Genomic DNA, 23592 nt, shown 5'->3' on the forward strand with positions numbered 1-23592 from the left:
TTTAATCTTGTGCTGCACGAGTCAGCCTATGTCTATATAACCATCAGTCCGTGACTGGTGCGCATCATAAAGTAAGCAGATGAATTGCGCAATTTTTATACAGCACTCATGACTGATTAAAGCGAAACAGCGGTAACAGGAAACGTTGCGACTGTTCAACGATGGCTTCCATTGTCTCTGGCGTTAATTGCCGCCAGAGCCGTTGATACCAGATATCATCACCTTCGCCACGCACCATCATGTTGCCTTCGTAAGCCTGAAGGAATTTCGTACGGGCTTTTTGCAACGTGGAATCGTCATCCAGCATGGCATCGTTTTGCGCGTCATAACAGGTTTTTAGCCACGCGCCGCCACTTTCAGGTAACACCAGCAGCGGCGTGGACATCCCTTCACGATACCCCTCAATCAGTTCTGAGAGGTAATGTAAAGCCTGTTCGGCTGCAAGCGGCGGAAAACGCCACTCGCCGTCTTTGCGTAGAAAAAGGCGACTTTCACCATTACCACCGCTGGCACAGTAGACAAGGTGTTCCAGCCAAAGTTGCATTCCCTGCGCCACACTTAATAAAGAGGGACGCCAGCGTAACAGGCCATCCGGCTGCACCTGCGGCAACCAACCCGTTATTTGCACACCGTTGCAGGCGAGATCAATTTCCATACTTTGCCCCGGTTGGCGACAGGCAATGACTCTGTCGGCAAGCTGCTGCATCTCCTGGCACTGTGTTTCCCAGAAAATTTCACCAAAAGCGCCATACGGTAAATCCCCTGCCGCCCGGAAGCGACGGAACAAGCGTTCGGCATCATCCTGCTCAACCAGTGCATTCAATAACTGCTGGTTGATTTGATAACGACTAAGCCCTTCAAGAATAAAAGGTTCGGTGTCGGGAATTTCGCTGTCTTCGGTACGGAAGTTCACCTGCAAACGCATCTGGAAAAATGCCCGCACCGGATGTGCCCAGAATCGTTGTAGCGTTTCCAGCGGCACGGTTTCCGGTAAGGTAAACGGCAGCGGCTGAACAAATTCAGAATGTGCTTTACCAGCCTGGCTGGCCGCAGGTAGCCATTCACGAGCATAACTTTGTCGTTCGCCTGGCTGGTAGTTTTGCGGATCAAACGGCATTCGGGTATGGAGGCAAGTAAGATGCGCTTTTACCCTTGCCTCGCTTTCATCACAGTTGAGCGCTTCATCGCCCGGTAGATAATGGCTTTGCCCGATGTAGTCGATCAGTTCCTGCACCAGTACCGACGGGAAACGTTCACTGTTATCCTGAATGGAACGCCCGATATAGCTGATATAGAGTTTTTGCTGCGCGGAAATTAACGCTTCCAGGAACAGATAGCGGTCGTCATCGCGACGGCTACGGTCGCCACGCTTCGGTTTCTGACTCATCAGGTCAAAGCCCAATGGCGCAAGCTGGCGTGGGTAAACGCCGTCGTTCATTCCCAGCAGGCACACCACTCTGAATGGGATGGAACGCATTGGCATCAGAGTACAAATGTTAACCGGCCCGGCGAGAAAACGCTGGCTGATACGTTCCTGATCCAGACGTTGTGCCAGTTCATCACGCAATAGTGACAACGGCACCGCGTCGCCATACTGCGCACCTAAACCTTCGGCGATAATCGCCTGCCATTGTTGTTCGATCAGCGTCATCGCCGCTTCGGTTTCCGCATCCGGCAGGAAGAAGGCGTTGAGCATATCGCGACAAACCGGCAACCACTCTTCCAGCGGACGCTCCTGCGCCAGCCCACGACGCCAGATATTCAGTTGCATTAGCAGCGACGCCAGGTGCCCCACCAGTTCTGCAATTAAGCCACTCGATTCATCATAAGGCAGAACCGATTGCCACTCGCCCTGCGCGCTCTCCATCGCGTAGCCCAGCAACATGCGCGTCAGGCCAAACCGCCAGGTGTGTTGACCGGTGGCGGGGAGTTCCAGCTCGCGAACGTTATCGTCATCTATCCCCCAACGAATTCCGGACTCGTTGACCCACTGACGTAAATAACGCAGCCCTTCTTCGGTGATGTCAAACCGCGCCGCCAGCACCGGCACATCCAGTAATGCCAGCACGTCTTCCGACACAAATCGGCTGTCTGGCAACGATAACAGGCTGATAAACGCTTCAAGTACCGGATGCGACTGCCGCGCCCGACGGTCGGAAATGGCGTAAGGCAGGTAACGATCCGCAGGTGCGCTACCAAACACAGCCTGAATAAACGGACTGTAGCTGTCGATGTCGGCCACCATCACGATGATGTCGCGCGGAGTCAGTGTCGGGTCTTCCTCCAGCATCGCCAGCAAGCGATCGTGTAAAACTTCAACTTCACGCTGCGGGCTATGGCAAACGTGGAAGGTGATACTGCTATCCAGTGGATCAAGAGGGCGTTTGTTATCGCTACGGGAAAACTCTTCGATGTTCACACCCGCAACGGCGCGGTTCTCCAGTTCCAGAATGTCAGACTGAATGTTATGCAGCAGGTTATCTGGCGTCACATCGACAAAAGCGTCCAGCTCCTGGCTGCTCTCCAGATCAGAAAGGAGATAAATGTAGTCGCGCCCAAGCTTGCCCCATGAGGCCAGCAGCGGGTTGCCGACATCCTGTTCACCATCGCTGTTAAAGAGCTGCCCGGCATTTTCGCTGTCGCGAAATAGCGGTAATTCGCGATCTTCAAAACTGTGTCGGCGCTGACGAGTCAGTAGTTTCGCCAGATAAGCAGGATCTTTAATGTCGCCCCAGTAATAACGGCAAGGGTTGGTAAACAGGAGATGGATTTCAATATGTTTACCCAGCGCCTGTAGCGCCTGGAGATAAACAGGCGGTAACGCGGAAATACCGCATATAAAGACGCGCGAAGGTAACCCCGGCGGGCAGGTCGTCGCGGACTCCAGCGTTTCGATAAAGCGCTGATAGAGATTGGCGCGGTGCCAGCGCGGTTGCCCGAGTTCATGGGTATATTCCACCAGCGCCTTCCACAACGGCGCTTGCCAGGCCTGCGCCTCTCCAAGTCCTTCTACCAGATTCCCGGCTTCCCACTGTGCCAGCCAGTCCGGGCGATAGACCAGATACTGGTCAAACAGGTCCGCCGCTTTTGAGGAAAGCTGGAACAGTTTTCGCTTGTCGCTATCGTCAGTCAGATAATGCCGCAACAGGGTAAAGTCTTCGCGATACAGCAATTGCGGCAGCAGAGTCATCAGTTTCCAGCTCATGCTCTGTTTGTTAAAGGCGCTCTCTTTGGGGATCTCCGGTAACACCCGGACGAACATATCCCAGATAAAGCTCGCTGGCAGCGGAAAATCAATGTTTGCCGCAATACCAAACTTTTGCGACAGGGTCATTTGCAGCCACTGCGCCATACCGGTACTTTGCACCAGAATCATCTCTGGTTCGAAAGGATCGTCCAGCCGTTCGCGTTCGACAATAAACTCCATCAACGCTTCCAGCACGTCCAGACGATTGGAATGGTAGACCCTTAACATAGCGGCTCCTGACTACTGACGATTCGGGCAATGCAGGCGGGTCATCTCGCCTTCTCTGCCCCCGGGTGAAACTAGCGTAACGCTGATGCTGACACATCCCGCCTGCGATGTCTGCATTCGGTTGACCTGCCAGTGGGCAGGTGGCGAATTCGCGCGCAGTTGCGTTTGCTGCCAGCCATGCCGCCAGAGCTGTTGGTACTGGTTTCTACTGGCAAGACTGTTCATTAATGTTCGCTGGAAACCCGATAACGCAGTGACAATCATCACCATCAGCACCATCGCCAACATCACCTCCGGCAGGCTAAAGCCTTGTTGATTCTTCAGGGAAGCTGACATAACGCCCTCTCTTTCAGCGGACAAAAATCGCTCCAGCCGCGTGGCGAAAAAACAATGTTTCCATCGATGACTTCGCCTGTTCGCCACAACGAAACGCCTTCATAACCGGCAATCAATAAGGCTTCATTATCTGCCAATAAACGCAGACAAACCCGGGCACCGGTGGCAGCGTACAGTAAGCACTGAACTGCGGGCTGCGTCTGCCAGGCGTGCATTTTTCCCCACTCCAGCGTCGACTGAACGATGGCCTGGCGGCGCAATGACTGACTTTCCATGCTCACGCGAGAGGCAAAACTGCGATCCTGCTGACTCATTCCTTGCAATAGCAAGCTACCCAAAACCAGCAGCATAAGGACCAGAGCCAGTGACGAAACCCCCTTTTCGCGGTTCACAGGTTGAATCCTGTCACGCTATAGCTGGCATCCACCACAGTTTGTGGATCAGCCTTGCTGGCAGCATGCATATTAACCGTCAACACCGGCGAGAAACCGCTGACATCCTGTCGGGTAACCTGAAAAGTGTCGATAATGATGGCATCCGGATTAGTGACTTTATCCCAGCCCTTACCTTCACAGGATGTCGCACCGCGTAGCGTTTCCAGCACATGCTCCTTCACACGAAATGCAATCTGGTCAGACTCTTTTACCGGATCGCGATCCCAGATACCGTTACTGTTCGCATCCCACTGCACAATGATACAGTCACCCTGTCCGACAATTTCCAGCCCTTCGCCAGTACAGTTGCCATGACAATAACCCGCCCTCTGGAGATGCTTCGCGACAGTAAAGACCCGCAGCCAGATTTCATCTTCCAGCGCCAGCTTACGGGTGCTCGTTAAACTTTCATGCTGTAACGCGGGCAGAAAGCGTGCAGCCCCCAGCAACAATACGCTACTGATCGCCATAGCAATCAACACTTCCAGCAGAGAAAAACCTAGCTCTTTTACAGGCATCCTTCTGTTTCTCCTTGCTGACAAAGCCGGAGTCTTCCCCACGGCGAAACCACCAGCCACCACTCGCCCGTTGAGTTTTTGAAGCGAATATGTCCGGCCCAAGCGGTATTGCGCAGGCCAAAGAAAGCAAGCGAAGGTGTCAGGTCGCTCATTTCGACTTCGGGCCAGCGTGGCACAAAGACCAATGGTGAACTGCCATGACAGGTATTGGCCCCAGCCGCGGAACTCACAAGGCACCATAACGCCCCCTCCCTGATAACGCTGATACTGTGGTCGCGGTTATGCCAGTTGGCATCTTCACGTAAATAGAGCAAATAGTCCCGCGCCTGGCTGGCGGTTTGCCATAGCCGTTGCGACTGCTGCCAGTATTGCCAGCCATAGAGTCCACTTGCGCTTAGCATGACCAGAATCAGCATCGCGACCAGCGTTTCAATCAGCGTATAACCACGTTGTGTTTTCATGCCGGCAGTATGGAGCGAGGAGAAAAAAAGACGAGGGCCAGTTTCTATTTCTTCGGCGCATCTTCCGGACTATTTACGCCGTTGCAGGAGGTTGCAAAATTTCGGGAAGGCGTCTCGAAGAATTTAACGGAGGGTAAAAAAAACCGACGCACACTGGCGTCGGCTCTGGCAGGATGTTTCGTAATTAGATAGCCACCGGCGCTTTAATGCCCGGATGTGGATCGTATCCTTCAATCTCAAAGTCTTCGAAACGGTAGTCGAAGATGGATTCAGGTTTACGTTTGATAATCAGCTTCGGCAGCGGGCGCGGTTCACGGCTTAATTGCAAATGGGTTTGATCCATATGATTGCTGTACAGGTGCGTGTCGCCACCGGTCCAGACAAAATCACCCACTTCCAGATCGCACTGCTGCGCCATCATATGTACCAGTAACGCATAGCTGGCAATGTTAAATGGCAGGCCGAGGAAGACGTCACAGGAGCGCTGATAAAGCTGGCAAGAGAGTTTGCCGTCTGCCACATAGAACTGGAAGAATGCATGGCACGGTGCCAGCGCCATTTTATCCAGTTCACCAACGTTCCACGCTGAAACAATAATGCGGCGGGAATCCGGGTCGTTTTTCAGCTGGTTCAGTACCGTAGTGATCTGGTCAATATGACGACCATCTGGCGTTGGCCAGGCACGCCACTGTTTACCATACACCGGACCGAGGTCGCCATTTTCATCGGCCCATTCGTCCCAGATGGTGACATTGTTTTCGTGTAGATAAGCAATGTTAGTATCGCCCTGCAGGAACCACAGCAGTTCGTGGATGATGGAACGCAGGTGGCAACGTTTGGTTGTCACCAGCGGGAATCCATCCTGCAGGTTAAAACGCATCTGATGACCAAAAATGGAAAGCGTTCCGGTTCCGGTACGGTCGTTTTTCTGTGTGCCTTCGTCGAGCACTTTTTGCATCAGTTCTAAATACTGTTTCATGGTTCCTCAGGAAACGTGTTGCTGTGGGCTGCGACGATATGCCCAGACCATCATGATCACACCCGCGACAATCATCGGGATGGAAAGAATTTGTCCCATGCTGATGTACTGCACCCAGGCACCGGTAAACTGCGCGTCGGGCTGGCGGAAAAACTCAACAATGATGCGAAACGCGCCGTAGCCAATCAGGAACAAACCTGAGACAGCTCCCATTGGGCGCGGTTTACGAATATACAGGTTGAGGATAATAAACAGCACCACACCTTCCAGCAGCAGCTCGTAAAGCTGTGATGGGTGGCGCGGCAGCACACCGTAAGTGTCGAAAATGGATTGCCACTGCGGGTTGGTTTGCAGCAGCAAAATATCTTCTGTACGGGAGCCGGGGAACAGCATGGCAAACGGGAAGTTCGGGTCAACGCGGCCCCACAATTCACCGTTAATAAAGTTGCCCAGACGCCCGGCACCAAGACCAAACGGAATGAGTGGTGCGATAAAATCAGAAACCTGGAAGAAAGAACGTTTAGTACGGCGGGCGAAGATAATCATCACCACGATAACGCCAATCAGGCCGCCGTGGAAGGACATGCCGCCGTCCCAGACACGGAAAAGATACAGCGGATCGGCCATAAACTGCGGGAAGTTGTAGAACAGAACATAACCAATACGTCCACCGAGGAAGACGCCGAGGAAGCCCGCATAGAGTAAGTTTTCAACTTCATTTTTGGTCCAGCCGCTGCCCGGACGATTCGCCCGACGTGTTGCCAGCCACATTGCAAAAATGAAACCCACCAGATACATCAGGCCGTACCAGTGAAGCGCTACGGGTCCTATTGAGAAAATGACCGGATCAAACTCCGGAAAATGCAGATAGCTACTGGTCATCTGTCACCACAAGTTCTTGTTATTTCGCTGAAAGAGAACAGCGATTGAAATGCGCGCCGCAGGTTTCAGGCGCTCCAAAGGTGCGAATAATAGCACAAGGGGACCTGGCTGGTTGCCGGATACCGTTAAAAGATATGTATATGATCCGCGCTATAACCCTCCGCGAATCAACCCGCCCATGCCGCGACGCTCCATAAAGGCTGCAACCTGATGGCGAACTTCGGTCGCCAGTTGCGCTTCCAGACTACGCTGCGCAAGATTTTCTGCTTCGGCATAATCAATGCGCCGCAGCAGGTATTTTACGCGCGCTACAGAACGTCCATTCATAGACAGATGGCGATACCCAAGCCCAATGAGGATTGCCACGCACATGGGATCGCCCGCCATTTCACCGCACAAACGGAGATCGATACCATGTATTTCCGCTTCCCGAGCGATCATCGCCAGAGCTCGTAACATTGCAGGATGAAGACTGTCATAAATGTTCGCCACCCGGGTATTGTTGCGATCAACGGCCAGGATGTATTGAGTCAGATCGTTGGTGCCAACAGAGATAAAATCGACCCGCTTTGCCAGATGCGGCAGCATAAATACCATTGACGGCACTTCAAGCATGATGCCGATACGTGGTTTGGGAATTTCGTAACCGATCATCTCCTCGACTTCACGTCCGGCACGTTCAATCAGGCGGCGTGCTTCGTCAACTTCATCGAGGCTGGTGACCATCGGCAACAGAATATTCAGGTTGCCCGTAGCGGCATTAGCACGCAGCATCGCACGCACCTGAATCAAGAAGATCTCCGGCTGATCGAGCGTAATGCGAATCCCACGCCAACCCAGGCATGGATTCTCTTCGCTGATCGGCATGTAAGGCAGCTGCTTATCTGCTCCGACATCCAGCGTACGCAAGGTGACGGGTTTATCATTGAACATTTGCAGCATCCCCTGATACTGCGCCACCTGTTCTTCTTCCGACGGAAAACCACTTTGCAACATGAATGGGATTTCAGTGCGATAAAGTCCTATGCCATCAATACGGCTGCCCAGTTTTTGTTCATGTTCCGGGCTTAAACCGGCATTGAGCATGACTTTAATGCGCTCGCCGCTTTTTAACTGGGCGGGTAAATTGACGTCATCTTCCGCCAGACGGCTAAGCTCAATCTCTTCACTAATTAGCCGCTGATATTCTTGCAGCAGTACCGGCTCCGGATCGACCAGCAATTCACCGCGATAACCATCGACGATCAACGTCCGACGATGCAGCACCGAAGGCTGAATATCCGCGCCCATTACGGTAGGGATCCCCAGCGCACGTACCATGATCGCAGCATGGGAGTTGGCTGCGCCATCTCGCACGACAACACCGACTAAGCGATCCTGGGGCAGCTCAGCAAGCGTTGTCGCTGACAGTTCATCTGCCACCAGAATGAAACGTTCCGGCCAGGCGTTCGGCCCTTGATTAGCGTCATCAAGATGAAACAGCAATCGCTGACCCAGCGCACGTAAATCGCCAGCCCGCTCTTTGAGATAGTTATCGCTTAGCGCGGCAAACTGTTCGGCAAATTTTTCAATGACCGTTTTTACCGCCCACTCTGCCACCGAGCCTTTATCAACCTCGGCAAACAATTCGCGACGCAGCCGGGTGTCCGAAAGCAGGTGCGAGTAAAGATCGAAAATAGCCGCCGTTTCTTTTTGTGCACCGGCGGCAAAGCGTTTGCTGTAGCGGCGAAACTCGTTTGCCGCTTCTTCCAGCGCCCCGGTCAGTCGTTCGCGTTCCAGAGCCGGATCCAGCGTTGATGCCTGATACACCTGTTCCATTAAAGGTAACGTGGCATCCTGCCAGCCTTCGGCAATCGCCACACCAGGCGCTGCCGGTAATGCACGGATTCGCGTCTGGCGATATTGCCCAAACAAGGCAGTCAACTGCGACTGAGAAAGAATCGCTGCCATCTGGGTGGCAAGCGTCACCAGGAAGGATTCTTCACTTTCGTCATACTGGCGCAACTCTCGTTGCTGTACCACCAGTACACCAAGCAACTGGCGACGTTGAATAATTGGTACGCCTAAAAACGCGCGGAAACGTTCTTCTTTTACGGAGGGGATGTATTTGAAGCTGGGGTGCTTTTGCGCATCTGCAAGGTTTATCGGTTCCGCCAGCCTGCCAACCAGGCCGACGATCCCTTCATCAAACGCAAGCGTTACAGTGCGACCGCGTGGTTTTTTCAGCCCCCGGGTCGCCATCAGGTAGTAACAACGTCGGTCATGATCGGCCAGGTAGACCGAACAGACCTCGGTATCCATCGCAAGACAGATGTCGGTAACCAGAATATTTAACGCCTCATTCAGGCGTGGTGCGCTGGCTACCTTTTCGACTATTTCGCGCAGGCGAGTGAGCATAATTGGCGTGACTTAACCTCTTTTACGTCGATAAGCAGATGCGTTTTGTGGTTTTGGCGTATTATCCTGCAGCGCCATCACCACACTCGCGAACTCTTTCATTACCCTACGGTAGACATCACGTTTAAATGACACCACCTGTCTGACCGGATACCAGTAACTTACCCATCTCCAGCCATCAAACTCTGGTGTACTGCTGGTTTGCATATTGATTTCTGCATCGCCGCTCACCAGCTGCAAGAGAAACCATTTTTGTTTTTGGCCGATACAAACCGGCTTCGTGTCCCAACGCACCAAACGTTTCGGTAATTTGTAGCGCAACCAGTTACGCGTTGAAGCAAGGATTCGAACGTCTTTGCGGCTTAATCCTACTTCTTCAAACAATTCACGGTACATCGCCTGTTCTGCGGATTCTCCTGGGTTAATTCCGCCTTGCGGAAATTGCCAGGAGTGCTGACCAAATCGCCGGGCCCACATTACCTGCCCCTGGCGATTACAAATCACGATACCTACGTTTGGGCGGTAGCCATCGTCATCAATCACCGGACTACCTCAAAATAAAGCTTTATATACGAATGATTGTTTCATACTCCATGAAGACGGTAAACCACTCTCTGCAGGGCATTACACACTAATAACAATTGAATAACTCACAGTTATGTGCAGAGTTATAAACAGAGGAAGGGGTGGATAGCCGTTTTTATTCACCTTTTCTGTGGATAGAGTTGTGAAGAACTACGGAATTACTACGGGAAAACCCGGAGCATTCTGAATAAGCCTGATATCGATACTTTAAAATAATCATTATTAGTCAATGCATTACATGTAATTTAAGTAATAAAAAGGAGTAATTCGTGACCCAGGTCACACCTCTCATTTACAGGTTGGCGAAATATCAATCAACGCCGTATTTATCCACAGAATGTGCCACTAAGTTAAGCACTGAACCACTAAAAACTGGAGTTTCGTCGCACGTCAAGGCTGTAAATGGAAACAGTAGTGGAGGTTTTTCACAGTTATCCCAGCTTTCTGTGGATAACATGGTGTAAGATCCTGTTTATTTTCAGTGACCAGATTTGGAAAACCCGTTGCAGTGTTGCGCAACTCGATTACCGACAATCTAAAAAGCAATATAAATCATAGAATTGAATAACGCATGTGGAAAAAGTTACACTGCGAATATTCGGCAAAGAACAGCTGTTTGTTTTTTAATCAAGGTATCACGACATGTCCCAACCTCGCCCACTGCTTTCTCCTCCCGAAACAGAAGCACAGTTGTTAGCGCAAGCACAGCAACTTTCCGGTTATACACTGGGTGAACTGGCGGCACTTGCCGGGCTGGTTACGCCGGAGAATTTAAAACGCGATAAGGGCTGGATCGGCGTGTTGCTGGAGATCTGGCTAGGTGCCAGTGCAGGGAGTAAACCAGAACAAGATTTTGCTGCTCTGGGTGTGGAACTTAAAACTATTCCTGTGGATAGTCTTGGGCGTCCGCTGGAAACAACATTCGTTTGTGTTGCCCCATTAACGGGCAATAGTGGAGTGACCTGGGAAACCAGCCACGTGCGCCACAAGCTCAAACGCGTGTTGTGGATACCGGTTGAAGGCGAACGTAGCATCCCGCTGGCGCAGCGTCGCGTAGGATCACCATTGCTATGGAGCCCGAATGAAGAGGAAGACCGGCAACTGCGCGAAGACTGGGAAGAATTAATGGATATGATTGTTCTCGGTCAGGTTGAGCGGATCACCGCTCGTCACGGGGAGTATTTACAGATACGCCCGAAAGCAGCGAATGCGAAAGCGCTTACCGAAGCCATTGGTGCCCGGGGCGAACGGATTTTGACGCTGCCGCGTGGCTTTTATTTGAAGAAGAATTTCACCAGTGCGCTGCTGGCCCGTCATTTTCTGATCCAGTAGCCATCGCTTTGACCTGCCGCTTTCCGGGCATATAATTACCGCTTCATTTTTTTGGCAGGGCTTTTTAGATGTTATTTGCATGGATAACCGATCCTAACGCCTGGCTTGCGCTCGGTACGCTGACGCTGCTGGAGATCGTTCTTGGGATCGACAATATTATTTTTCTTTCTCTGGTGGTGGCAAAGCTCCCCACAGCACAACGTGCTCATGCGCGGCGTCTGGGGTTGGCGGGAGCCATGGTTATGCGTCTGGCGCTGCTGGCGTCAATAGCCTGGGTTACGCGCCTGACAAATCCGCTTTTTACAATATTCAGCCAGGAAATTTCCGCCCGTGATTTGATTCTGCTTCTGGGTGGCTTGTTCCTTATCTGGAAAGCCAGCAAGGAAATCCACGAATCCATCGAAGGTGAAGAAGAAGGGCTGAAAACACGCGTTTCATCATTCCTCGGCGCTATCGTGCAAATTATGCTGCTGGATATTATCTTCAGCCTCGACTCGGTGATTACCGCTGTGGGTCTGTCAGATCACCTGTTTATTATGATGGCAGCCGTGGTGATTGCCGTAGGCGTGATGATGTTTGCCGCGCGCTCGATTGGTGATTTTGTCGAACGCCATCCTTCGGTAAAAATGCTGGCGCTCTCTTTCCTGATTCTGGTGGGCTTTACCCTGATTCTGGAAAGTTTCGACATCCACGTACCGAAAGGTTACATCTACTTCGCGATGTTCTTCTCTATTGCGGTTGAAAGTCTCAACCTGATTCGCAACAAAAAGAATCCGCTCTGATACTCCGTACGCTCTCCTGCAGGAGAGCGTACTCACTCCTGTTACCCTCACAGTTTAAGATTTTCCTGCTTTCAAGATATATAACGTCGGTTTATAAAAAGACTATTATCATAGGTGGGCCAAATGAGGATAACCGGATGAAAAAATGGGCAGTAATAATTTCTGCAGTCGGACTGGCGTTTGCTGTTTCCGGGTGTTCCAGTGATTACGTCATGGCGACCAAAGATGGCCGTATGATTTTGACCGATGGAAAACCTGAAATTGATGATGATACCGGGCTGGTGAGTTATCACGATCAGCAAGGTAACGCGATGCAAATTAACCGTGATGATGTTTCGCAAATTATTGAACGTTAAAAAATAAGGTCAGCATCCGGCTGGCCTTAAGATTTTTCGCTTTCCCTTTTCCCTTCCCTCTGCCATTTTTATATTCCTTATGTCGTGATTATAAAAAGGAAACGGCTATGCAATATCACCGTATACCCCACAGTTCGCTGGAAGTCAGCACGCTGGGGCTTGGCACGATGACGTTTGGTGAACAGAACAGCGAAGCCGACGCCCACGCACAACTCGACTATGCCGTCGCTCAGGGCATTAACCTTATCGACGTTGCCGAAATGTACCCAGTGCCGCCGCGCCCCGAAACGCAAGGGTTAACCGAAACCTACGTCGGTAACTGGCTGGCAAAACATGGCAGCCGCGAAAAGTTAATTATCGCTTCCAAAGTGAGCGGACCGTCGCGCAATAATGACAAGGGCATCCGCCCGGATCAGGCGCTGGATCGGAAGAATATCCGCGAAGCTCTGCATGACAGCCTCAAGCGCCTGCAGACTGATTACCTCGATCTTTATCAGGTGCACTGGCCGCAGCGCCCAACCAACTGCTTCGGCAAACTCGGTTATAGCTGGACAGATTCTGCCCCTGCGGTTTCGCTGCTGGATACGCTGGACGCACTGGCAGAGTACCAACGCGCGGGAAAAATTCGTTATATCGGCGTGTCGAACGAAACTGCATTTGGCGTAATGCGTTACCTGCATCTGGCGGACAAACACGATCTGCCGCGTATTGTCACCATTCAGAACCCCTACAGTCTGTTAAACCGCAGTTTTGAAGTGGGTCTGGCAGAAGTCAGCCAGTATGAAGGGGTCGAGCTGCTGGCCTATTCGTGTCTGGGTTTCGGCACGCTGACCGGGAAATACCTCAACGGTGCAAAACCTGCTGGCGCACGTAATACGCTCTTTAGCCGCTTCACTCGCTATAGCGGTGAGCAAACGCAAAAAGCCGTCGCGGCGTATGTCGATATCGCCAGACGTCATGGCCTGGATCCTGCTCAGATGGCGCTCGCTTTTGTACGCCGTCAACCGTTTGTTGCCAGCACTCTGCTGGGCGCAACCACGATGGCGCAGCTGAAAACTAACGTCGAAAGTTTGCATCTGGAGTTAAGCGAAGACGTATTAGCTGAAATTGAAGCGGTGCATCAGGTTTATACTTATCCGGCACCGTGATCCTTTCGCCTGGTGTTTTGCACCAGGCGTCTCTTTTCCCCACTTTTCAGAATATATTCACTACTTTTCGCCACATCTTTCCTGACAAAGAGCAATAGACTCCTTTGGCCAACGCCAGCGCGCGTTTCAATGTCTGTGCCCATTGTTAAGGATAACCATGTTGATTTTCAAACCTATTCCCCTCGCCATGTTGCTTACCGGGTGTCTGTCCTCCGCTTGGGGGGCGCAGTTAACTCAACCGCTAACACTCAAAGACGTCACTGTTTATCTGCATGGTGCCAGCCTACAAGGTGAAGAGACACTCAACTTACCGGCAGGTGAAAGCGAAATTATTTTCACTAATATCGCCAATTCGGTAACCGACGACAGCATCGCCATTTCTATCGATAACGGAGTGACTGTGCTTTCCTCACGTATCGCGCTAATGGAAACACAGCCGAATGCGCTGCCGTCAGATATTCAGCAACAGTTAAAAGCAGCAAAGGTGGAACAGGCAAAACTGACCGCCGAGAAAAACAATATCGCGGCTCAAATTAAGGTATTAGAGGCAAATAGCACATTAACCAATAAAAGTGCCGCCGAAGTTGGCAAGTATCTGCAAATGGTGAAAGAGAAAAATGGTGAGTTATTACGAGCCGACAATGAGTTGACGCAGAAACTTGCTGATAAGCAGCTTGAAATTGAAAAGCTGGAGCAACGCGAGAGCATGAGTAACGGCGATTCGGTGGCAGCCAATGATCCGCAGGTTATTGTCGCTAAGGTCTATGCCCCAAAAGCCGTCACAGCGAAAGCGGTGGTACGTTATATGACCCCTGATGCTACCTGGACGCCGATCTATGATATTCACGCCACTGCCATAAACCAGCCGCTGCGTCTGGTTTACAAGGCTAATATTCGCCAGTATACGGGGTTGCCCTGGAAAGGCGTTAATCTCGTGCTCTCGACCAGTGAACCTGATACTCATCTTACGTTGCCACACCTGGAAACCCTGTATGTGGATGTTCCGGAGTATGGTGGTGTAAGCGGCTCGCTTTCAGCATCACCCGTGATGGAACAGCGTTCGGAATATTCGTCTAACCAGGATGCCTCAGAATTGCAGAAAACCCTGGTGGCAGAGATGCAAAAAACAAGGGAGCGACAAGCCGGGCGCAAGTATGCCGAACAGGCAGTGCCAGCTTCGGCTCGACCAGAAAGTTTCACTGCGCAAAATGTCCGCTATGCGCTTTCGCTGCCGTGGCAAATCGACAGCGATAATACCGCGCGCACGGTGGTCATTAAGGAAGAGTCGGTCAGCGGTAAATATCGCTTCTTTGCTATTCCGAAGATCAGTAATGACGCGTATCTCCAGGTGCAAATTAAAGAGTGGGAACAGTTAAATTTAATCCCCGGCGAAAGTCAGATCTTCTTTGGTAACAACCGTACCGGCGTGGGCTATTTGCAGCCGCCAGAAGATGGTAAGTCGCTGGATATTCAGCTTAACCGCGATCCTAAGCTGATTATTCAGCGTAAAGCCGTACTCAAAAAAGAGAATGCGTTATCTATCTTTAACGACAGCGCGGTACGCAACTTCAGTTACACCCTCAATGTAAAGAACAGCTACGGCGAAGCGGTGGATATCACTCTACTCGACCAGATCCCAGTCAGTGCTAACAGTGATATTACGGTGGAAAAAATGCAATATGGCCAGGCACAGTTTGATGCGAAAACGGGTGAACTGTCCTGGACGCTGAAACTGTCAGGCAAAGAGAACGTGAGTCTGCCATTCTCATACAGCGTGAAGTATCCGAAAGGTATGCACCCTTCGGGAATGTGATCTTCACCAGATGGCTGAATATGCCATCTGGTGAAAGCTTAATGACGGCGCTGCCAGATCCACAGCGCCGTTATTGCCAGCGCAAATAGCGCACCGAAGCCAATGCCAATGGGCACGACCGGGATGCCTACCATTACCGCCAGCGAGTAAATGCCCAGCATCAACAACATGGCGCTGTTTTCGCCAAGGTTTTGTACTGCAATCGCATTCCCCGCCCCGACGCTTTTTTTACCCCGCTCCTGTAGCAACGCATTGAGCGGAACGACAAAAAAGCCTCCCAGCACGCCAATCAGCATCAACAAAGCATAGGCTGGCAGCAGCTCGTGTTGCAGGGAGAAAATCAGTACCACCACGCCAATCAAAATCCCGGCTGGCATACAGCGTGACACGGTTTCCAGCGTAACTAACTTCGCTGCCGCACCTGCACCAACCACGATACCAATCGCTACCATCGCGTTGAGATAGGTGGGCGTAGCGTTATCGGTAATACCCAGCGCCACCGGTACCCACAGCACCAACAGGAAACGCAGCGTGACACCCGCTCCCCAGAATAAACTGGTACCCACCAGCGAAAAACGCGTTTCACCATTGCGCCATAGCGATGTGCAGGCATTCAGGAAACTGCGGGTCATGCTGATGAGATTCCAGGACTGCCCCGGACGCGCCGCCGCCAGTTTAGGAATGTAGATATTGGCAACGACCGCACCACCGTAGGCCAGTGCGCATGCGGCCAGGGCGACCAGGACATGCCAGTCAGCCAGTACACCACCGGCTACGGAACCGAGCAAAATCGCCGCTATGGTAGACGCTTCCATTAAACCGTTAGCTTTCACTAACTTACTACCCGTGGTTAATTCGCCGAGAATACCGTATTTCGCCGGTGAATAGGCTGCAGCACCAACACCCACCAGCGTATAGCCGAGAAACGGATTGATACCAAAGCAGATACTGGCTGCGCCCAGCAGCTTCAGGCCGTTGGCAAACATCATCACCCGGCCTTTGGCGAAGCTATCCGCCACCTGCCCGACAAACGGCGCAAACAGAATGTAAGCACCTACAAACACCATTTGCAGGATGGGCTGGCTCCACTCCGGATAGAACTGCGCTTTCAGTAACGCCAAAGTGGCAAACAGCAGCGCGTTATCGCCAAACGCAGAGAGAAACTGCGCCACGATAACCGCTTTCATCCCCTTCGACCACAACGAAGTGTTAGTGTGCACTGACTCACTCATCGTGTTGTTCCGCTTCGTCTACCCAGCTTTTCAACGTGACAAAGTCAGGTTTGCCGCTGCCAAGTAATGGCATCTGTTTCAGATAGCGAATATCGCGCGGTACAGCAAGCTCCGGCACGCCGTGCTCGCGGGCATACTGTTGTAACTTATCGCGCGTCAGTTCGTTATCTGTGGTGAAAAGCACCAGTGCCTCGCCTTTGCTGGCATCGCTCTTAATCGCAGTGGCATGGACTTTATCTGGCGAAACACCAAGTGCCAGTTGTTCCACCATTTCCAGCGACACCATTTCGCCTGCAATTTTGGCAAAGCGTTTTGCGCGGCCCTGAATCTGCACAAAGCCCTGCTCGTCAAAACGCACGATATCGCCAGTGTCATACCAGCCGCGCTCCATTTCGCCGCGAACATTCTCGGCGGTGGGCACTTCCAGTACACCTGGCTTCTCCACCCGGAGATAGCCGTTCATTATGTTCGGCCCTTTCAGTTGCAGGCGTCCGCCCTCTTCGATACCAGGAACCGACAACAGGCGCGCATCCATTCCTGGTAGAATACGCCCTACCGTACCGGGTTTCGCCGCCATCGGTACGTTGATAGAAACGACAGGCGCGCATTCGGTCACACCGTAGCCTTCAAGGATGCGCAGGCCAAATTTATCCTGCCAAAGCTGTTTAGTACTTTCTTGTAGTTTTTCTGCGCCTGCCACCACATAGCGTAGACGATAGAAGTCATACGGGTTGGCAAAGCGCGCGTAGTGACCGAGGAAAGTCGAGGTACCGAACAACACGGTGCAACTGCGGTCATACACCAACTCCGGCACAATGCGGTAATGCAGCGGGCTTGGATAAAGGAACACTTCTGCACCTGTGAGCAGTGGCGTAAACAGGCCTACCGTCAGCCCAAAGGAGTGAAACAGCGGTAACGCCGACATAAAGCGATCGTTGGTGGTGAAGTCGGCAATCGTTTTAATTTGCTCGACGTTCGCCAGAATGCTTTTATGGCTATGGACGACGCCTTTCGGATGGCCTTCAGAACCGGAGGTAAAGAGGATCAGCGCCTCTTCTTCCGGCTGCTGTTTTACCTGTGCCAGACGCGGCATCAGCAAATGAGCGAAAATCCACACTTTGTCGGCAGTGGTGACGTCCGCTTTTAAATCTTCCAGATAGACCCAGCGCACCTGAGTAAGTTGCTCTGGCAGATGCCAGAGTTTGCCTTTATCGAGAAACTGGCGGGAAGTGAAGATGGTTTTGATTTCAGCCGCCGTAATAGCACTGGTCAGCCCTTTTACCCCGGCGGTGTAGTTCATCATTGCAGGAATGCGGCGACGGGCGATGGCCCCAAAAATCACTGCCGCACTGATGCCTGCATTGGGCAGCATTAAGCCGATGCGTTCGCCTTCAACACTGTATTTTTCAAGGATGCGTCCAACAAACAGCGTTTTCGTAAGCAATTTGCGATAGGAGTCCGGGGTAAAGTTAACGTCTTCGACACATTTCTTCCCGGCTCCGAAGCGGTACATTGCGCTCAGTAAAGATTCGTACAGCGTTTCACGCGGGCGCACCGCCATACGCGCTTCCATCATTATTTGATGCAGCATTTCGCCAGCGATTTTACGACGGTCACGGGCACGCGGCGCATCCGGCATCTCCACCTGCGTTGGTGGCAAAATATGCAGAGTAATTTGCGGAAACAAGCGACGTTTAACCAGACCTTTCAGGCGGCTGAAGTGCGTAAGTTCCGCCCCTTCAATACGCACAGGAATAACCGTTGCACCAGACTTCGCCGCGACAAATCCTGCGCCATCGTAGATTTTCATCAGCGAGCCAGTGGTGGTGATGCGTCCTTCAGGGAAAATCACCACTGGTCGGCCCTGTTCCACCAGACGTACCAGATGTTTAATCGCCATAGGTTGCGTCGGGTCGAGAGGAACAAAGTCGATAAATGATTTCAGCCAACGCATATACCACTGTTGGCTTATTGAGGTGTAAACGGCAAATACCGGACGTACGGGTAAAAACAATGCCAGCAGTATGCCATCAATAAAAGAGACGTGATTAGGCGTAATTAGAACGCGCTCGCCCTTCAGTGCCTTGGTGTCACCCGTAACGCGAACGCGATACAAAACACGGCACAAATTTCGAAAAAAGCTAAAAAGCATTCCAACTCCCTTTGCTCTGATTCAGTAAAAGCGAATGGAGGGAGATTACACGAGATAAAGAACGCGAGCGACAGTAAATTAGGTGCGAAAAAAAACCTGCGCATCCGCGCAGGTTGGTGCAAGAGACAGGGTACGAAGAGCGTACCGAATAATCTCACCAATCAATACCTCTGGGATCTTGATTGTGGTCTGCACGACGACTCTTCGCCAGCGATAAAACGCAAAGGAATGAAGGGAAATGCAACGAGGTGTGTAAATTGTCGGTTACTGTTACAGATTGATGACCGGCAAAAAAAAACCTGCGCATCTGCGCAGGCTGGTGTAATTCATGTGCTCAACCCGAAGTTGACTTCACCTATCAATACCTCTGGGACCACCACTTTAGCAACCTGAAGCCAAACGCAACCAGCGGTCAATCGCAACAGCGTTTCGCAAAGTGTAACCAAAGGTTTGCAATCTCTTTTTTTGTCTTATTTATTTGCGTTTGGCTCACATTCCCACGATGAAAACACGTCGCCACTTGAACCAACAGGTATTTTCCGTAACACTGACAGAATGTAAGCGTTTACCCACTAAGGTATTTTCATGGCGACCATAAAGGATGTAGCCCGACTGGCAGGCGTTTCAGTCGCCACCGTTTCCCGCGTCATTAATAATTCACCCAAAGCCAGCGAAGCCTCCCGGCTGGCTGTGCATAGTGCAATGGAGTCTCTTAGTTATCACCCGAACGCCAACGCCCGTGCGCTGGCGCAACAGACCACTGAAACGGTCGGTCTGGTCGTTGGTGATGTTTCCGATCCGTTTTTCGGTGCAATGGTGAAAGCGGTCGAGCAGGTGGCTTATCACACTGGTAATTTTTTATTGATTGGCAACGGTTACCACAACGAGCAAAAAGAGCGTCAGGCCATTGAGCAACTGATCCGCCACCGCTGTGCTGCGCTGGTTGTCCATGCCAAAATGATCCCGGATGCCGATTTAGCCTCATTAATGAAACAAATGCCCGGTATGGTGCTGATCAACCGTATCCTGCCTGGCTTTGAAAACCGTTGTATTGCTCTGGACGATCGTTACGGTGCCTGGCTGGCAACGCGTCATTTAATTCAGCAAGGTCATACCCGCATTGGTTATCTGTGCTCTAACCACTCTATTTCTGACGCCGAAGATCGTCTGCAAGGGTATTACGATGCCCTTGCTGAAAGTGGTATTCCGGCCAATGACCGGCTAGTGACATTTGGCGAACCGGACGAAAGCGGCGGCGAACAGGCAATGACCGAGCTTTTGGGACGCGGAAGGAATTTCACTGCGGTAGCCTGTTATAACGATTCAATGGCGGCGGGTGCGATGGGCGTTCTCAATGATAATGGTATTGAAGTACCGGGTGAGATTTCGTTAATTGGCTTTGATGATGTGCTGGTGTCACGCTATGTGCGCCCGCGTCTGACCACCGTGCGTTACCCAATCGTGACGATGGCGACCCAGGCTGCCGAACTGGCTTTGGCGCTGGCTAATAATCGCCCTCTCCCGGAAATCACTAATGTCTTTAGTCCGACGCTGGTACGTCGCCATTCAGTGTCAACGCCATCGCTGGAGGCAAGTCATCATGCAACCAGCGACTAACCGCAGTTAAAGCAATTCCAGCGCCAGTAATTCTTCAATGGTCTGGCGACGGCGAATCAACCGCGCCTGACCATTATCAAACAGAACTTCTGGTAACAGCGGACGGCTGTTGTAGTTGGATGACATTGATGCGCCATATGCCCCCGTATCATGCAGTACCAGATAATCACCCGCCTTCACTTCCGGCAAGACGCGGGTTTCGACATTTCCCCCTTCCTGCTGGGTAAAGACATCGCCCGATTCACATAACGGTCCGGCGACGACGGTTTCCACCGTTGGTGCGTGTTCCAGAGAACGACCATCAGATGCCAGGGCACTGATATGGTGGTAACTACCGTACATTGCCGGGCGCATCAGATCGTTGAACCCGGCATCAACCAGCACAAAGTGGCGGCTACCCATTTGTTTGACGCTCCGCACTTGAGTAATTAATACGCCAGCCTGCGCCACCAGAAAGCGACCCGGTTCAATTTCCAGTTTCACAGGATGGCCCAAATGGCGGGCGATTTGCTCACGCGCGGCATTCCACAGACCATAATAATGTTCGGTATCAACCGCCTCTTCACCCTGTTGATAAGGAATAGAAAGCCCACCGCCCGCAGAAATAGCCTGTAAATCCTGACCGAATTCGAGGACCTGACGCACCATAGCACCACATACCTGTTCCAGATGGGCATAATCAACGCCAGAACCAATGTGCATGTGAATGCCGACCAGCTGTAGATGATGACGTTGTATCACGTCCAGTGCGGCGGGCAGATCGGTGTACCAGATACCGTGCTTGCTGTTTTCGCCACCGGTATTGGTTTTTTGGCTATGCCCGTGACCAAACCCCGGATTAACACGCAGCCATACCCGATGCCCTGGCGAAACCTGACCCAGTTGGTCGAGCATATCAACAGAACCCGCATTCACCGGAATTTGCAATTCACTGACGCGTTCAAGCGTCGCCTGATCGATAACATCTGCCGTAAAAACAATATCATCGGGGTGCGTTTGCGGATTGTAACCCGCCACCAGTGCACGCTCTATTTCGCCTAACGAGACGGAATCCACTTTTACGCCCTGCTCACGCATTAAGCGCAAAATATGAATATTGGAACAGGCTTTCTGTGCAAAGCGCACCACATCAAACTGTTTCAGCGCTGCAATCTGCCGACGAATAATTTGCGCATCGTAGACCCACACCGGGCAGCCAAATTCTGCGGGCAAACGCAGCAGATTTTCGGCGGTGAGGTCGGTATCGGTGCTGAACAGTGAATGTGGCATAACAAACTCCAGATAAGTGCTTTTTTATGATTACGCCACATCATAAAAAGAATAAAAAATATCGATTTATGTCGAGTCTATGCAAAAATGATATGGATTACCGGATTGCGAGAGAGCGCTAATGGCCGCCGTTAACTTACGTCATATTGAAATTTTTCATGCGGTAATGACCGCCGGAAGCCTGACTGAGGCGGCACACCTGCTACACACCTCACAGCCAACCGTCAGCCGCGAACTGGCGCGCTTTGAGAAGGTGATCGGGCTGAAATTGTTTGAGCGCATACGTGGACGATTACATCCTACCGTGCAAGGACTGCGTCTGTTTGAAGAAGTGCAACGATCCTGGTACGGACTGGATCGCATAGTCAGCGCCGCAGAAAGTCTGCGCGAGTTTCGCCAGGGAGAACTGTCTATAGCCTGCCTGCCGGTCTTTTCGCAATCTTTTTTACCGCAGCTCCTGCAACCCTTTCTGGCACGTTATCCCGATGTCAGCTTAAATATCGTGCCCCAGGAATCACCGCTACTTGAAGAGTGGCTCTCGGCCCAGCGTCATGATTTAGGGCTCACTGAGACGCTCCATACGCCTGCGGGAACAGAACGTACCGAATTACTCTCTTTAGATGAAGTGTGTGTGTTACCTCCGGGTCATCCGCTAGCGGTAAAAAAGGTATTAACGCCGGATGATTTTCAGGGTGAGAACTACATCAGCCTTTCCCGTACTGACAGCTATCGCCAGTTGCTGGATCAATTGTTTACTGAGAATCAGGTTAAACGACGCATGATCGTAGAAACCCACAGCGCCGCGTCAGTCTGCGCAATGGTACGGGCGGGGGTAGGTGTTTCGGTGGTTAACCCGCTCACCGCACTGGATTATGCGGCAAGCGGTTTAGTGGTACGGCGGTTCAGTATTGCGGTTCCGTTCACCGTCAGCCTGATCCGCCCCCTGCACCGCCCGTCATCAGCGCTGGTTCAGGCGTTTAGTGAGCATTTACAAGCGGGATTACCGAAACTGGTCACTTCTCTTGACGCTATTTTGTCGTCAGCTACGACAGCATAAAAGCGACAGCATCCTCGGCATGGATCGCCGCAGTATCAAACACAGGCAGAACACTGCGCTCTTCTGGCACCAGTAAACCAATTTCCGTACAGCCAAAAATGACACCCTGTGCGCCCTGTTCTGCAAGGCGAGCAATCACTTGCGCATAATAAGTGCGTGACGCTTCGGTAAATTGCCCCAGACACAGTTCTTCAAAAATAATCTGATTAATTTTCGCCCGTTCATCCGCTTCAGGAATGAGACAGTTGATGGAAAAATGTTCCGTCAGCCGCCCGCGATAAAAATCCTGTTCCATGGTGTAACGCGTACCCAGCAGCGCCACACGAGTCATTCCGGCCCCGGTAATTGCACGTCCGGTGGCATCCGCTATATGTAAGAAAGGCAGCGAGCAACGAGACTCAATGGCATCCGCCACTTTGTGCATCGTATTGGTACATAACACAATGCCTTCTGCGCCCGCCCGCTGTAAGCCAAGCGCCGCCTCAGCCAGAATATCCCCGGTTTTGTCCCACTCGCCGCGACGCTGGCACTCTTCTATTTCATGAAAATCGACGCTATGTAGCAGCACTTGCGCAGAGTGAAGCCCACCAAGCCGCTGTTTAATACCTTCATTAATCAGACGATAATAAGGAATAGTGGATTCCCAACTCATTCCTCCCAGCAAACCAATTGTTTTCATTCCTCTCTCCTGATGTGTGTTACCGCAACAAGGCTGAATAAGGAACGAGACAAACGCCTCAACGGCCAGGTGCCCAATCTCTATTAAC

21 protein-coding genes are annotated in these 23592 nt (G+C 51.7%); 7 read left to right on the forward strand and 14 right to left on the reverse strand.

What is annotated here, in order from left to right; all coding sequences use genetic code 11:
- Positions 1-106: 106 nt before the first annotated feature.
- The 10 genes from recC to ygdT form a co-directional block, all read right to left on the reverse strand.
- Positions 107-3475, reverse strand: coding sequence for an exodeoxyribonuclease V subunit gamma (gene recC / locus BEB54_RS22120; protein ID WP_105276683.1), 3369 nt, complete (start codon positions 3473-3475; stop codon positions 107-109).
- 12 nt (positions 3476-3487) lie between these two features.
- Positions 3488-3811, reverse strand: a complete 324-nt coding sequence (locus tag BEB54_RS22125; protein ID WP_001276462.1) for a prepilin-type N-terminal cleavage/methylation domain-containing protein — start codon at positions 3809-3811, stop codon at positions 3488-3490.
- Positions 3796-4203: a DUF2509 family protein gene (locus BEB54_RS22130; protein WP_001078401.1), complete on the reverse strand. Its 408-nt coding sequence runs from the start codon at positions 4201-4203 to the stop codon at positions 3796-3798. The genes BEB54_RS22125 and BEB54_RS22130 overlap by 16 nt, the downstream gene beginning before the upstream one ends.
- Positions 4200-4763: a prepilin peptidase-dependent protein gene (locus BEB54_RS22135; RefSeq protein ID WP_105276684.1), complete on the reverse strand. Its 564-nt coding sequence runs from the start codon at positions 4761-4763 to the stop codon at positions 4200-4202. The genes BEB54_RS22130 and BEB54_RS22135 overlap by 4 nt, the downstream gene beginning before the upstream one ends.
- Positions 4754-5224 carry a prepilin peptidase-dependent protein gene (locus BEB54_RS22140; protein WP_000857045.1) on the reverse strand — a complete coding sequence of 157 codons (471 nt, stop codon included), beginning with the start codon at positions 5222-5224 and terminating at the stop codon, positions 4754-4756. Before BEB54_RS22140 ends, BEB54_RS22135 begins: the two co-directional genes overlap by 10 nt.
- A gap of 184 nt (positions 5225-5408) precedes the next feature.
- Entirely contained in the window at positions 5409-6203 is a 795-nt protein-coding gene (gene thyA, locus BEB54_RS22145) for a thymidylate synthase (protein ID WP_000816232.1), read from the reverse strand.
- A 6-nt stretch (positions 6204-6209) separates the two neighbouring features.
- Entirely contained in the window at positions 6210-7085 is an 876-nt protein-coding gene (gene lgt / locus BEB54_RS22150; RefSeq protein WP_000204658.1) for a prolipoprotein diacylglyceryl transferase, read from the reverse strand.
- A gap of 150 nt (positions 7086-7235) precedes the next feature.
- Entirely contained in the window at positions 7236-9482 is a 2247-nt protein-coding gene (ptsP, locus tag BEB54_RS22155) for a phosphoenolpyruvate--protein phosphotransferase (protein ID WP_000957918.1), read from the reverse strand.
- A gap of 12 nt (positions 9483-9494) precedes the next feature.
- Positions 9495-10025, reverse strand: a complete 531-nt coding sequence (gene rppH, locus BEB54_RS22160; protein ID WP_000564486.1) for an RNA pyrophosphohydrolase — start codon at positions 10023-10025, stop codon at positions 9495-9497.
- A 352-nt stretch (positions 10026-10377) separates the two neighbouring features.
- A complete protein-coding gene (gene ygdT, locus BEB54_RS29745; RefSeq protein ID WP_269555777.1) occupies positions 10378-10524 on the reverse strand; it encodes a protein YgdT in 147 nt (48 codons plus the stop codon).
- A 185-nt stretch (positions 10525-10709) separates the two neighbouring features.
- Here ygdT and mutH point away from each other — a divergent pair, with 185 nt between their 5' ends.
- The 5 genes from mutH (at position 10710) to BEB54_RS22185 (ending at position 15498) form a co-directional block, all read left to right on the forward strand.
- Positions 10710-11399, forward strand: coding sequence for a DNA mismatch repair endonuclease MutH (gene mutH / locus BEB54_RS22165; protein ID WP_000082180.1), 690 nt, complete (start codon positions 10710-10712; stop codon positions 11397-11399).
- A 68-nt stretch (positions 11400-11467) separates the two neighbouring features.
- A complete protein-coding gene (locus BEB54_RS22170) occupies positions 11468-12181 on the forward strand; it encodes a TerC family protein (RefSeq protein WP_000895624.1) in 714 nt (237 codons plus the stop codon).
- Positions 12182-12318: 137 nt separating this feature from the next.
- Positions 12319-12537: a lipoprotein YgdR gene (gene ygdR, locus BEB54_RS22175; RefSeq protein WP_000758655.1), complete on the forward strand. Its 219-nt coding sequence runs from the start codon at positions 12319-12321 to the stop codon at positions 12535-12537.
- 107 nt (positions 12538-12644) lie between these two features.
- The gene (locus BEB54_RS22180) at positions 12645-13685 is read left to right on the forward strand and encodes an NADP(H)-dependent aldo-keto reductase (RefSeq protein ID WP_105276685.1); all 1041 of its coding nucleotides are present in this window, start codon (positions 12645-12647) and stop codon (positions 13683-13685) included.
- 157 nt (positions 13686-13842) lie between these two features.
- The gene (locus BEB54_RS22185) at positions 13843-15498 is read left to right on the forward strand and encodes a DUF4139 domain-containing protein (RefSeq protein ID WP_105276686.1); all 1656 of its coding nucleotides are present in this window, start codon (positions 13843-13845) and stop codon (positions 15496-15498) included.
- A gap of 38 nt (positions 15499-15536) precedes the next feature.
- Here BEB54_RS22185 and lplT read toward each other — a convergent pair whose 3' ends face one another.
- On the reverse strand, positions 15537-16730 hold the full coding sequence (gene lplT, locus BEB54_RS22190; RefSeq protein WP_000004624.1) for a lysophospholipid transporter LplT: 1194 nt from the start codon (positions 16728-16730) through the stop codon (positions 15537-15539).
- Positions 16723-18882 carry a bifunctional acyl-ACP--phospholipid O-acyltransferase/long-chain-fatty-acid--ACP ligase gene (aas, locus tag BEB54_RS22195; protein WP_000899026.1) on the reverse strand — a complete coding sequence of 720 codons (2160 nt, stop codon included), beginning with the start codon at positions 18880-18882 and terminating at the stop codon, positions 16723-16725. The genes lplT and aas overlap by 8 nt, the downstream gene beginning before the upstream one ends.
- A 585-nt stretch (positions 18883-19467) precedes the next feature.
- On the opposite strand from aas, the gene galR reads away from it, so the two are divergent.
- A complete protein-coding gene (gene galR / locus BEB54_RS22200; RefSeq protein WP_105276687.1) occupies positions 19468-20499 on the forward strand; it encodes an HTH-type transcriptional regulator GalR in 1032 nt (343 codons plus the stop codon).
- A 6-nt stretch (positions 20500-20505) separates the two neighbouring features.
- Here the strand turns inward: galR and lysA are convergent, their stop codons facing one another.
- Positions 20506-21768 carry a diaminopimelate decarboxylase gene (gene lysA / locus BEB54_RS22205; protein ID WP_105276688.1) on the reverse strand — a complete coding sequence of 421 codons (1263 nt, stop codon included), beginning with the start codon at positions 21766-21768 and terminating at the stop codon, positions 20506-20508.
- 121 nt (positions 21769-21889) lie between these two features.
- Between lysA and lysR the strand changes: the two genes are divergently transcribed.
- A complete protein-coding gene (lysR, locus tag BEB54_RS22210) occupies positions 21890-22825 on the forward strand; it encodes a DNA-binding transcriptional regulator LysR (RefSeq protein WP_039020555.1) in 936 nt (311 codons plus the stop codon).
- Here lysR and ygeA read toward each other — a convergent pair.
- Positions 22812-23504, reverse strand: a complete 693-nt coding sequence (gene ygeA, locus BEB54_RS22215; protein WP_105276689.1) for an amino acid racemase — start codon at positions 23502-23504, stop codon at positions 22812-22814. The two genes, lysR and ygeA, sit on opposite strands and share 14 nt — an antisense overlap.
- Positions 23505-23592 lie beyond the last annotated feature (88 nt).

The organism is Escherichia sp. MOD1-EC6021 (assembly GCF_002965245.1).
GTDB lineage: Bacteria > Pseudomonadota > Gammaproteobacteria > Enterobacterales > Enterobacteriaceae > Escherichia > Escherichia coli_F.

Excerpts from the sequence above, each read along its gene's own strand:
- recC (WP_105276683.1), bottom strand. The coding sequence starts at position 3,475 with ATGTTAAGGGTCTACCATTCCAATCGTCTGGACGTGCTGGAAGCGTTG.
- BEB54_RS22125 (WP_001276462.1), bottom strand. The coding sequence starts at position 3,811 with ATGTCAGCTTCCCTGAAGAATCAACAAGGCTTTAGCCTGCCGGAGGTG.
- BEB54_RS22135 (WP_105276684.1), bottom strand. The coding sequence starts at position 4,763 with ATGCCTGTAAAAGAGCTAGGTTTTTCTCTGCTGGAAGTGTTGATTGCT.
- BEB54_RS22140 (WP_000857045.1), bottom strand. The coding sequence starts at position 5,224 with ATGAAAACACAACGTGGTTATACGCTGATTGAAACGCTGGTCGCGATG.
- thyA (WP_000816232.1), bottom strand. The coding sequence starts at position 6,203 with ATGAAACAGTATTTAGAACTGATGCAAAAAGTGCTCGACGAAGGCACA.
- lgt (WP_000204658.1), bottom strand. The coding sequence starts at position 7,085 with ATGACCAGTAGCTATCTGCATTTTCCGGAGTTTGATCCGGTCATTTTC.
- ptsP (WP_000957918.1), bottom strand. The coding sequence starts at position 9,482 with ATGCTCACTCGCCTGCGCGAAATAGTCGAAAAGGTAGCCAGCGCACCA.
- ygdT (WP_269555777.1), bottom strand. The coding sequence starts at position 10,524 with ATGTTATCCACAGAAAGCTGGGATAACTGTGAAAAACCTCCACTACTG.
- mutH (WP_000082180.1), top strand. The coding sequence starts at position 10,710 with ATGTCCCAACCTCGCCCACTGCTTTCTCCTCCCGAAACAGAAGCACAG.
- BEB54_RS22170 (WP_000895624.1), top strand. The coding sequence starts at position 11,468 with ATGTTATTTGCATGGATAACCGATCCTAACGCCTGGCTTGCGCTCGGT.
- ygdR (WP_000758655.1), top strand. The coding sequence starts at position 12,319 with ATGAAAAAATGGGCAGTAATAATTTCTGCAGTCGGACTGGCGTTTGCT.
- BEB54_RS22180 (WP_105276685.1), top strand. The coding sequence starts at position 12,645 with ATGCAATATCACCGTATACCCCACAGTTCGCTGGAAGTCAGCACGCTG.
- BEB54_RS22185 (WP_105276686.1), top strand. The coding sequence starts at position 13,843 with ATGTTGATTTTCAAACCTATTCCCCTCGCCATGTTGCTTACCGGGTGT.
- lplT (WP_000004624.1), bottom strand. The coding sequence starts at position 16,730 with ATGAGTGAGTCAGTGCACACTAACACTTCGTTGTGGTCGAAGGGGATG.
- aas (WP_000899026.1), bottom strand. The coding sequence starts at position 18,882 with ATGCTTTTTAGCTTTTTTCGAAATTTGTGCCGTGTTTTGTATCGCGTT.
- galR (WP_105276687.1), top strand. The coding sequence starts at position 19,468 with ATGGCGACCATAAAGGATGTAGCCCGACTGGCAGGCGTTTCAGTCGCC.
- lysA (WP_105276688.1), bottom strand. The coding sequence starts at position 21,768 with ATGCCACATTCACTGTTCAGCACCGATACCGACCTCACCGCCGAAAAT.
- lysR (WP_039020555.1), top strand. The coding sequence starts at position 21,890 with ATGGCCGCCGTTAACTTACGTCATATTGAAATTTTTCATGCGGTAATG.
- ygeA (WP_105276689.1), bottom strand. The coding sequence starts at position 23,504 with ATGAAAACAATTGGTTTGCTGGGAGGAATGAGTTGGGAATCCACTATT.